This window comes from Streptomyces apricus (genome assembly GCF_008369065.1).
In the GTDB taxonomy this organism is placed as follows: Bacteria; Actinomycetota; Actinomycetes; order Streptomycetales; family Streptomycetaceae; genus Streptomyces; species Streptomyces apricus.
This window is the reverse complement of the sequence record NZ_VDFC01000053.1, coordinates 1-7,568: the sequence shown is the minus strand read 5'-3', so window position 1 is coordinate 7,568 and position 7,568 is coordinate 1. Positions and strand designations below refer to the sequence as shown.

The window sequence follows — 7,568 nt, the reverse complement described above, 5'->3', positions numbered from 1 at the left end:
CTTCTTGGGCCGCGCTGGCTCGTACGGCGGCCTCTCGGGCATTGCGGGCTCTCGGGGTTCTCGCGGCTCTCGGGGCTCTCCGCGTTCTCGGTGATCTCGGAGGCCTTGGGTTCCTCCGGTCGGGTGGGGGCGGCGGCCGCCGGGGCGTCGCGGTGGCCCGGGCGGTTGCAGGGGATCGTGCGGGTGACGATCCGGCCGCCGGGGATGCGATGCCGTTCGCGGCGCAGGTAGCCGTGGGCCTCCAGTTCGCGCAGGGCTGCGGCGATACGGGTCGACCCCTCGGGGAAGCGCGCGGTGAGCGTCTTGATGTCGACGCGGGCGCCGCCGGGGAGCGACTGGATGTGGACGCCGAGCCCGATGGCCAGCCCGGAGAGTTCCGTGTGCTGGGCCAGGTGGTTGCCGATCACCGTGTAGCGGGTGGGGTGACGGGCGTTGTCGTGGGTGAGGCCGCCGTGGCCCGAGCCGGGCGGCTGCGGGTGTCGTCGGTTCGGGGGCCTGTCGGGGGCGTTCCAGGACCGGGCGGACGAGGGCGCGTTAGGGTTCTGCGTATCCATCGGGAAGCCTCTTACTTCCTTGGTGGTCAGGCCCTCGCACTGGGATTGCCGTCCCGGCGAGGGCCGTCGCATGTCTGGTGTCGTGTCGCGCCGAGCGTAGGGCAGGCAATGGGGCACAAAGCCAGCCAAGTTGGGTATGTTCACTCGCCCGGGTGAGGGCACGCCGACGCAGGCGGGAGGGCCTCTCCCTCTCCCCAAGAGGAGGCCGCACATGCCTGACCAGGCACTTCCCGGCCCGCTCCTGCGCGTACTGGTGGCCGACGACAACCCGGTCGTCCGGGCCGGCCTCGCGGCCCTGCTGGACGCCCACCCGGACATCGAAGTGGTGGCCCGGGCGTCCGATGGCGAGGAGGCGATCGCGCTCGCGACCCGCCACCGCCCCGACGTGGTCCTGCTGGACGTCCGCATGCCCGGCACGGACGGCCTGACCGCGCTGCCCCCGCTGGCCCGGCTCGCGCCCGTGATGATGCTGACGTACAGCCGCGAACGCGAGGTGGTGGCCGAGGCGTTGCGCCTGGGCGCGGCCGGCTACCTGGTGCACGGCGAGTTCACCGCGGAGGAACTGATCGGCGCGGTACGGGACGTGCGCGCGGGAATGGCCACTTTCACTTCATCCGCCGCCGATGTGTCGGATTCGCTCGGAGTTTCGTACGAACCGAACCAATTCTCTTCGCAGATGCAATCGGTTGTGGGACAGTCGTCGAGGGCTCTTCCTGCCCTCGCTCCGGGACTCCTCCGGCGCGGCCACAACCGTCCGATCCACGACTTGAGTTCACGGGAGGTGGAGGTCATGGATCTCATCGCGGCCGGCATGAGCAACCAGCAGATCGCCGCCACGTGCTTCATCAGCGAGAAGACGGTCAAGAACCACATCAACCGCATCTTCGCGAAGCTGCACAGTGCGACGCGCAGCGAAGCGATCGCCCACTGGCTGGGCACGGCCCACGGGGGGTGGAACCGGTGACTCCGACCACGGGAAGTTGGGCCCCCGGACCCACCCGCAGTAGGCGGATTCTCACGTACGGTGCGCGGGAAGGTAGTGGTTCCAGGTGGGAGGGAAGAGGCCATGGTGGCGAAGGACTGGACGCTGAGGACAGCGATGGGCGTGGAACGGTCCGTGGAGGCCTGGGCCCGGAACGTGTCCGGTCGTATGCGGGGCCGGGAGCGGGACCAGGGGGCCGGCTTCGTGGAGTACGCGGGCCTGATGATCCTCATCGCGGGGATCTACACCCTGATCGACCAGCTCGGCCTGGACGGCAAGATCTCGCAGGCGATCGGCAACGCGGTCAACGACGTCATCGGGGGTGGCTGACCCCGCCCGCTCCGCGGGGTGACCGTGGGGCGACTCTCCCCCTCTACATCTGGCTGACGGTCATCCTGCTCTTCGCGGCGTTCGCGTTCTTCGCGTTCGCCCAGGCGGCGTCCGCCCGGAACGGAGCACAGTCCGCGGCGGACGCCGCCGCGCTGGCCGCGGCGCAGAGCGCGCGGGACGAGCTGATGGAGGGCCTGGAGGGCACCATCGGCGTGGAGGACGACTGGCTGGACTGGCTCGACGGCGACGGGTTCGACGGCGCCGGTGCCACCGCCGCGGCGCAGGAACTGGCCGCCGAGAACGACTCCACCGTCCAGGGCGGGGCCCAGCCCACCACCGTCGGCGGGCTGCCCGGGTTCCGGGTGGCCGTCGAGACGAACTTCACGGTGGGCGACTCGATCATTCCGGGTACGGAGACGAAGCACGCCAAGGCGGACGCCACCGCCGTCATCGAATCCCGCTGCGACTTCGACCTGGACGCCGACCCCACGGAACCCGTCACGTTGGACTGCAACGGCGAGCCGGTGGAAATAGACCCTGAAGATTTCGATTTGGACGACCTTCCCGACGCGTCCGTGCTGTTCTCTGTGCATCTGGCCGAGTGAAAGGAAGCCGTCCGATGGACTTTCGGCACACCATGCGGAGCCGCAGGGCACTGACCGCGGTGGCGATCACGACGGGGCTGGTCCTCTCGGTGGCCGGCTGTGGCGGGGGCGGTGACGACGACAAGTCCGACAAGGCCTCGTCCTCCGCTCCGGCCAAGGGCGGCGACAAGGACCAGGACAAGGGGTCCGCGGAGGCCGAGCCGGAGCAGACGCTGGCCGAGGTGAAGAGCAACGGCATCACGCTCACGGTCACCTCCGCCGAGCGGGACCAGGGCGGCTTCCTCACGGTCCAGGGCAAGGTCACGAACGCCACGTCCGGGATCTGGCTCGCCAGCGAGTGGAAGAGCGACGAGACGGAGCTGAAGAAGAACGGCGGGTCCCTGGCGGGCGCCAGCGTCGTCGACCAGGCGGGCAAGAAGAAGTACTTCGTCCTGCGGGACACCGAAGGACGCTGCCTGTGCACGAAGTTCGAGGGCGGCATCGACCAGGGGCAGAGCGCGGACTGGTTCGCCCAGTTCCCGGCGCCTCCGGACGGCACGAACGAGGTGCAGTTCCAGGTGCCGACGATGCCGCCCGCCTCCATCGAACTCCCCGAGGGCGAGTGACCATGCCGCTCACTCCCCGCGCCACGTCGGTCACCCTCACCGCCCTCACCACGCTCGTCTTCATGACGCCCCTGACCGCGGTCCATGCGGACGACGAGGACCCGAGCGCCCCGCCGGGCAGCGTCAGCACCTCACCGCCGCCCGAGGTCGACGCGAACAGCCCCGGGCTGAAGCTCGCCGACGGCGCGACCCTCGCGGCCGCGCGGGTGCTGGACATCAAGTCGGTCGTCGAGGACCTCGGCGGGGAGGAGCGCCGCGAGGACACGAACGAGGACGTGACGTTCGCGCTCCAGGCGGAGGTCCTCTTCCCGAAGGACAGCTCGAAGCTCAACCCGGAGGCGAATGCCCGCATCGCGGCGATCGCGGACGAGATCAAGACGCAGAAGGCCACGAACGTCCGCGTCTTCGGCTTCACCGACAACCTCGGCTCGTACGCCCACGGCCTCACCCTCTCCAAGCGGCGGGCGGAGGTCGTCCACGAGGAACTGGCCTCGAACCTGGGCGGCATGGACGTCACCTTCGTCGTACGCGGCTACAGCGAGGACTACCCGATCGCCGACAACACCTCGGAACAGGGCCGCCGCAAGAACCGCCGCGTGGAGGTCACGTTCCCGAAGGAGGGGTGACGGTCCGCACCCGGCAGCGAGGGCATGCGCACGGCGGAAACGCCGATGTGCGCCACACCGGTACCTCGTCACTGCGGACCAGTACGTCGATCCTGTCCCGCTCGTCGGCCACGTTCCCGTCCGCGTCGATCCGGTAGACGCGCAGAGTGAGGCGGGACCGGCGTGTGTCGGGTTCCACGCGTTCGTACGGGTCCCTGCGCGGTGGGTAGTGGTCGGCGCACTCCCGGCACGCGTAGACGTTGAAGCCGGGGCCCGTCGCGGCGTGCACCTCGTGCACCAGGACCGGTTCCGTCGTGGTGCGCTCGCAGCGCGCGCACATCCGTACCGCGGGGCGCGTCACCGGGACGCGACCTGTACGCCGCCGTGGATGCGGGTGGCGCGGCGGCCCCCGCGCCGCAGCCGGTCGTCCGCGGAGCGGGGTGGGGGGAGGGGGACGAACCGCAGCGGCGGCAGCGCGCCGAGCCGGTGACGGCCCCGGGGCCGCGGCGTACAGACGTGCAGCACTCGGGCAAGCAGGCGAAGGGTAAGGTCCAGCACGTTGGCGCTCCTTCAGGGCGTCGACCGCGCCCCGGGACGGCTCACATCCGTCGCCGGGGTCTCTTGCGCCCCGACGGTACAAGCTCGGTGAAGCTATGTATAGCTCACTGACGGTTACTAAAGGTCGAGCGTGCTTACGGTGGCTTCATGAGTGACCAGAACAAGATTCCGGACTTTGACCCGCAAGGGCCGCAACTTGTGTACGTCGCCATCGCTGATCACGTCGCTGCGCGTATCGCAGCGGGTGAGCTGCAGCCCGGCGCCCGGCTGCCTCCCGAGCGCGACCTCGCCACCGAGTACGGGGTCGCGTACCTGACGGTGCGCCGCGCGGCACAGGTGCTGCGGGAGCGGCAGCTCATCGTCACCGTCCACGGCAAGGGCACCTTCGTCGCGGATCCGCTGCCGGAGCCGGACCAGCCCGGGTGATCCGGTAAACAGGTTGAAGGTCGTCCGGGGCGAGGGTAGGAACAGCTCATGACCACACTCGGTGCTGTCTTCCGGCCCCAGCTGCCCCCGGAGCGACTGCGTGACCTGGCGCGTGCCGCGGACGGGGCCGGGCTGGAGGAACTCTGGCTCTGGGAGGACTGCTTCCTCGAAGGCGGCATCTCCGCGGCGGCCGCCGCCCTCGCGTGGACCGACCGGCTCCGCGTCGGCGTCGGCCTCCTCCCCGTGCCGCTGCGCAACGTCGCCGTCACCGCCATGGAGGCCGCCACCCTCCACCGGCTCTTCCCGGGGCGCCCCGTCCTCGGCGTCGGACACGGCGTGCAGGACTGGATGGGCCAGGTCGGAGCCCGCGCCGAGTCCCCGGTGACCCTCCTGCGCGAGTACCTCACCGCCCTGCGCGCCCTCCTCGCCGGAGAACGCGTCACCACCGACGGCCGGTACGTGAAGCTCGACGGCGTCGCCCTCGACTGGCCTCCGCCCGGCCCGGTGCCGGTCCTCGCCGGCGCCACCGGACCCCGCTCCCTCAAGCTCAGCGGAGAAGCGGCGGACGGCACCATCCTCACCGCCAACACCTCGCCCGAGGGGGTACGCGAAGCCCGCCGCCTCATCGACGAGGGGCGCGCGTCGGCCTCCCGCACCGACGCCCGCACCCCGCACGGCGTCGTCGTCTACCTGCTCACCGCCACCGGCTCCGACGCCGCCGCCCGCCTCCGGGCCGAGCAGCGCGCCGAGGGCGTGGCGTCGGTCCCGGACCTCGGCGTCGCCGGGGACGCCGCCGCCGTCGCCGAGGCGGTGCAGCGCCTCACGGAGGCCGGCGCCGACACCGTCATCCTCCAGCCCACCGCCGACGAGCCCGACCCCGAGGGATTCATCCGCTTCGCCGCCGAAAAGGTACGCCCCCTCGTCCCCTGAGCCCGGAAGCCCGGAAGCCCGGAGGTCCGGAAGCGCGCGGTCCCGATTGTCAGTGCCCGGTGCCAGACTGCCCCGGCATGAGCGACGACGCGCACGGACAGTCCACCCCGCCCGCCCCACGCGTACGGCTGCGCCCCGTACGGGACACCGACCTGCCGGTCCTCTTCGCGTACGAACAGGACCCCGAGGCGACCCGGCGGTCGCGGTTCCCCGCGCGGCCCCGCGACCGCTTCATGACGCACTGGACCACCCGCATCCTCGGCGATCCCACCGTCCTCGTACGGACGGTCGACGTGGACGACGCCCCGGCCGGCAGCATCGTCGCCTGGTGGGAGCCGGACGAGGCCACGGGCGAGGACCGGCGCTTCCTCGGCTACTGGCTCGGCCGCCCCTACTGGGGCAGGGGCATCGGCACCGAGTCCCTCGGCCTCTTCCTCCGCGAGGAGGGCAACCGCCCCCTGTACGCCGACCCCTTCACCGGGAACACCGCCTCGGTCCGCCTCCTGGAACGGCACGGCTTCCGCAAGACCGGCACCCTCCGGCACGGCGAGGACGTCCACGACCTCCTCGTACTCGACGGGCTCGACGGGCCCCCGGCCGGGGAGTGACCGCCGGGCGCCGGTAAATCCGTCGCCTCCCGCGCCCGCCTCCTGCCACCATCACCCGATGAGCCAGACGGACCCGACGGACGCATCGGACACCACCGGCCCACGCACCTTCGAGGAACTCGTCGCCGAGGCCGAGGCCGCCCCCACCGAAGGGTGGGACTTCTCCTGGTTCGAGGGGCGGGCCACCGAGCAACGCCCCTCCTGGGGGTACGCCCGGGCCATGGCGGAGCGGCTGGCCCACACGGACGCCGCCCTCGACATCCAGACCGGCGGCGGCGAAGTCCTGGCGTCCGCGCCCGAGTTGCCGAGGCTCACCGCCGCCACCGAGGGCTGGCCCCCGAACGTCGCCAGGGCCACCGCCCTGCTCCATCCGCGCGGCGCGGTCGTCGTGGCCTCGCCGCAGGACGCCCCGCTGCCGTTCGGCGACGGGGCGTTCGGCCTCGTCACCAGCCGGCACCCGGTGACACCGCACTGGACGGAGATCGCCCGCGTCCTGCGCCCCGGCGGTACGTACTTCGCCCAGCACGTCGGCCCCGCCAGCGCCTTCGAGGTCGTCGAGTACTTCCTGGGGTCGAAGTCCGAGGACCACCGCAACCACCGTCACCCGGACCGTGAGCGCGCCGGGGCCGAGGCGGCGGGCCTGGAGGTCGTCGACCTGCGGGCGGAGCGGCTGCGGATGGAGTTCCTCGACGTCGGGGCCGTCGTGCACTTCCTGCGGAAGGTCGTGTGGATGGTGCCGGACTTCACCGTCGCGCGGTACCGGGACCGGCTGCTGCGGCTGCACGAACAGATCACCGCCGAGGGCCCGTTCGTGGCCCACAGCTCCCGCCACCTCATCGAGGCCTGCAAACCCGGCCCCCGGCCGTAGCAGCACCTGCCGTAGCAGCACCGGCCGTCACGGCATCAGCGCCGGTACGCCTTGGTCACCGTCACACCCCGTCCCGCAGCCCCAGCCGCAGGTGCTCCACGTGGTGCAGCGCCTGCTCCAGCAGCTCCGCCACGTGGTGGTCGTACAGCGCGTACACGATCGACCGGCCCCGCCGTTCCCCGGTGACCAGCCCCAGGTTCCGCAGCAGCCGCAGCTGGTGCGAGCACGCCGACTGCTCCAGGTCCGCCGCCTCGGCGAGTTCGCCGACCGCGCACGGGCCCTCCCGCAGGCGCGCCAGGATGCGCAGCCGGGACGGCGTGGCCAGGGCCTGGAGCGTCGCGGCGACGTCCGCGGCGCCCACGGCGTCCAGACGCTCGCGGGTGCTGCTCTTCGCATCGACTCCGTGCCCCATCCCGCCATCGTAGCGAGACCGTCGCGCCCGGCATCGGAACGAATGAAGACCTATTCATGTGTTCCTGTATGGTGGCCCCCATGTC

At 71.6% G+C, this 7,568-nt stretch carries 12 protein-coding genes and 1 pseudogene; 9 read left to right on the top strand and 4 right to left on the bottom strand.

What is annotated here, in order from left to right:
- Positions 1 to 554: pseudogene (locus FGF04_RS31080) on the bottom strand (helix-turn-helix domain-containing protein); the annotation flags it as partial.
- 211 nt (positions 555 to 765) lie between these two features.
- Here FGF04_RS31080 and FGF04_RS31075 point away from each other — a divergent pair.
- The 5 genes from FGF04_RS31075 to FGF04_RS31055 all read left to right on the top strand — a co-directional run bounded on the left by FGF04_RS31075 (position 766) and on the right by FGF04_RS31055 (position 3,702).
- The gene (locus FGF04_RS31075) at positions 766 to 1,518 is read left to right on the top strand and encodes a response regulator (RefSeq protein ID WP_149514705.1); all 753 of its coding nucleotides are present in this window, start codon (positions 766 to 768) and stop codon (positions 1,516 to 1,518) included.
- A gap of 135 nt (positions 1,519 to 1,653) precedes the next feature.
- Positions 1,654 to 1,866 carry a hypothetical protein gene (locus FGF04_RS31070; RefSeq protein WP_149514708.1) on the top strand — a complete coding sequence of 71 codons (213 nt, stop codon included), beginning with the start codon at positions 1,654 to 1,656 and terminating at the stop codon, positions 1,864 to 1,866.
- Positions 1,863 to 2,471, top strand: coding sequence for a pilus assembly protein TadG-related protein (locus tag FGF04_RS31065; RefSeq protein WP_149514707.1), 609 nt, complete (start codon positions 1,863 to 1,865; stop codon positions 2,469 to 2,471). Before FGF04_RS31070 ends, FGF04_RS31065 begins: the two co-directional genes overlap by 4 nt.
- 14 nt (positions 2,472 to 2,485) lie before the next feature.
- Complete coding sequence (locus FGF04_RS31060; RefSeq protein WP_149514704.1) at positions 2,486 to 3,076, top strand: hypothetical protein; 591 nt, start codon at positions 2,486 to 2,488, stop codon at positions 3,074 to 3,076.
- A gap of 2 nt (positions 3,077 to 3,078) precedes the next feature.
- The gene (locus tag FGF04_RS31055) at positions 3,079 to 3,702 is read left to right on the top strand and encodes an OmpA family protein (protein WP_149514703.1); all 624 of its coding nucleotides are present in this window, start codon (positions 3,079 to 3,081) and stop codon (positions 3,700 to 3,702) included.
- On the opposite strand, the gene FGF04_RS41405 is transcribed toward FGF04_RS31055, so the two are convergent.
- Together FGF04_RS41405 and FGF04_RS31045 are read right to left on the bottom strand one after the other, a co-directional pair.
- Positions 3,680 to 4,042, bottom strand: coding sequence for a hypothetical protein (locus FGF04_RS41405; protein WP_235882590.1), 363 nt, complete (start codon positions 4,040 to 4,042; stop codon positions 3,680 to 3,682). The two genes, FGF04_RS31055 and FGF04_RS41405, sit on opposite strands and share 23 nt — an antisense overlap.
- Positions 4,039 to 4,239 (bottom strand): hypothetical protein, encoded by a 201-nt coding sequence (locus FGF04_RS31045; protein WP_149514702.1) that lies wholly within the window; start codon positions 4,237 to 4,239, stop codon positions 4,039 to 4,041. The genes FGF04_RS41405 and FGF04_RS31045 overlap by 4 nt, the downstream gene beginning before the upstream one ends.
- Positions 4,240 to 4,386: 147 nt before the next feature.
- Here FGF04_RS31045 and FGF04_RS31040 point away from each other — a divergent pair, with 147 nt between their 5' ends.
- The 4 genes from FGF04_RS31040 (at position 4,387) to FGF04_RS31025 (ending at position 7,071) form a co-directional block, all read left to right on the top strand.
- The gene (locus FGF04_RS31040) at positions 4,387 to 4,665 is read left to right on the top strand and encodes a GntR family transcriptional regulator (protein ID WP_149514701.1); all 279 of its coding nucleotides are present in this window, start codon (positions 4,387 to 4,389) and stop codon (positions 4,663 to 4,665) included.
- A 48-nt stretch (positions 4,666 to 4,713) separates the two neighbouring features.
- The gene (locus FGF04_RS31035) at positions 4,714 to 5,595 is read left to right on the top strand and encodes an LLM class flavin-dependent oxidoreductase (RefSeq protein WP_149514700.1); all 882 of its coding nucleotides are present in this window, start codon (positions 4,714 to 4,716) and stop codon (positions 5,593 to 5,595) included.
- A gap of 77 nt (positions 5,596 to 5,672) precedes the next feature.
- Complete coding sequence (locus FGF04_RS31030; RefSeq protein WP_149514699.1) at positions 5,673 to 6,203, top strand: GNAT family N-acetyltransferase; 531 nt, start codon at positions 5,673 to 5,675, stop codon at positions 6,201 to 6,203.
- Positions 6,204 to 6,261: 58 nt separating this feature from the next.
- Positions 6,262 to 7,071 carry a class I SAM-dependent methyltransferase gene (locus FGF04_RS31025; RefSeq protein WP_149514698.1) on the top strand — a complete coding sequence of 270 codons (810 nt, stop codon included), beginning with the start codon at positions 6,262 to 6,264 and terminating at the stop codon, positions 7,069 to 7,071.
- A gap of 61 nt (positions 7,072 to 7,132) precedes the next feature.
- Here the strand turns inward: FGF04_RS31025 and FGF04_RS31020 are convergent, their stop codons facing one another.
- Positions 7,133 to 7,483: an ArsR/SmtB family transcription factor gene (locus FGF04_RS31020; protein ID WP_149514697.1), complete on the bottom strand. Its 351-nt coding sequence runs from the start codon at positions 7,481 to 7,483 to the stop codon at positions 7,133 to 7,135.
- Positions 7,484 to 7,568: the final 85 nt, after the last annotated feature.